This is a genomic window from Streptomyces sp. NPDC046197 (genome assembly GCF_040646295.1).
Lineage (GTDB): Bacteria > Actinomycetota > Actinomycetes > Streptomycetales > Streptomycetaceae > Streptomyces.
The window spans coordinates 1-1,659 of the sequence record NZ_JBEYZY010000100.1 but is presented as its reverse complement, the minus strand read 5'-3'; the positions used below and the strand labels follow the sequence as shown (position 1 = coordinate 1,659).

General features: G+C 68.0%; 1 pseudogene. It reads right to left on the bottom strand.

Annotated elements, in window-relative coordinates:
- Nucleotides 1–122: 122 nt before the first annotated feature.
- Nucleotides 123–1,659 (bottom strand): annotated as a pseudogene (locus AB0A61_RS41040) (ISAzo13 family transposase); the annotation flags it as partial.

The window sequence follows — 1,659 nt, the reverse complement described above, 5'->3', positions numbered from 1 at the left end:
GGGGCTTGTTTCTGAATAACTGTCAGGGTTGATCTTCCGGATGGTCCTCGTCAGGCAAGCGAACTCGAAGCTGTTCGAGGGTCCGGGCGGGCGACCCAGGCAGCGGTGTAACGGCGATGCGATGCAGGTCCAGGAGCCGGTGCCCGTCTTGGAACTGGTTGGAGAGGTTGGTGCGGGTGACGCCCAGCAGCTGGGCCAGGAGGGTGCTGGTGATCGCCCTGCGTCGGCGTAAGAGCGCTGCCAGGAGGCGGTGGTAGTGGTCCAGGCTGCTGGTCTGCGGGTGGAGGTAACTGCGCGGACGGTGGAAGCGTCGCTGGAAGGCCGCTTCGGCCAGGGCGTCCCAGTACGGCTCGGAGACTGCCACCAGGCGTTCGAAGTCGGACCGCGGCATGCCGGTCAGGGCCGGATTGCTGAGCATTGTGGTCAGGTCGGGGTCGATCCGCCGGGCGGTCGCCGGCGTCTGTGGCGTTCGGGGCGGGACTGGCGCCAGGGTGTAGTTCCAGTCGCCGTGGAACGCGTCGGGCGTGATCGGCAGGGCCTGGAACTCGGCGGCGGTCACCGTAGTGCCCAGGCGGTAGCTGCCGGTGTCCAGCTCGGCGTCGATGGTCAGCCCGGTGCGTGTGGTCGTCGCGGCGATGGTTTCGATGACGACCTGGTAGCTGGTCAGTGGTCGGCCGCGCCAGTTCGCGGTGATGTGGCAGAACATTCGGTGTTCGATTTTGTTCCATTTCGACGTGCCCGGCGGAAAGTGGCAGACCGTGATCTCCAAGCCGCTCTCCAGGGCGAAGGCGGCCAGATGTTTCTTCCAGGTCCAGCGGCGGGGATCGTTCGAGCCGCCAGCGTCGGCGTTGATCAGCAACCGGGTTGCGTCCGGGTGGTGCACCTGTCCGCGGCGCTGCCACCAGCGGCGTATGGACTCCACCGCGAACTCGGCGGTGTCGTGGTCGGTCCCGACGTTGACCCAGCCGGTGTTGGTAGCGACGTCGTAGATCCCATACGGGATGGCGACGGGCTGGTCGCTGGTGGTAAAGGTGTGGCAGTCGACTTTGATCGGGTCCTTGCCCGGCCGCCAGGTGCGACCGGGTCGGTCTCGGTTGCCGAGCCATTCCTTGGCCTTGGTGTCGACGCTGATCACCGGCTGTCCGTCGTCGAGGAATGCGGTGGCCGTGGCGTTCAGGTGGGCGAACTGGGCGTCGCGGTCCGGATGGCTGGCGCCCTCGGTGGTCTTGACGGTGCCCTGCAGGCTATAGCCCAGGCCGTGCAGCAGGCGCCCGACGGTTGCGGCACTGACCGGATGACCCTGCGACGTCAGAGTCGAGGCCAGCTCCCGCAGCGACAAGGTGGTCCATCGCAACGGGGAGACGGGATCACCCCGGGTGTGCGGCTCGATCAGCGCCTCCAGAGCCGCCAGCAGGCCGGGGTCGGTGACGGTCAACGGCTTGCGGCCAGCTCCCGCAGCCCTCACCCTTCGCGTCGGCACCGGGTCCCCGGCCAGCTCGGTGACGCCACGCGCGATGGTGGCGGAACTGGTCCCGGAGGCGGCAGCAACCAGAGTGATCCCGCCATGGCCGATGGCCGCGGCCTCGCTAGCCAGGTAGAGCCGACGGCGGCGCTCGTCGAGATGCGGCAGAATCCGATCGAACTTGGCCCGCAAGGCGG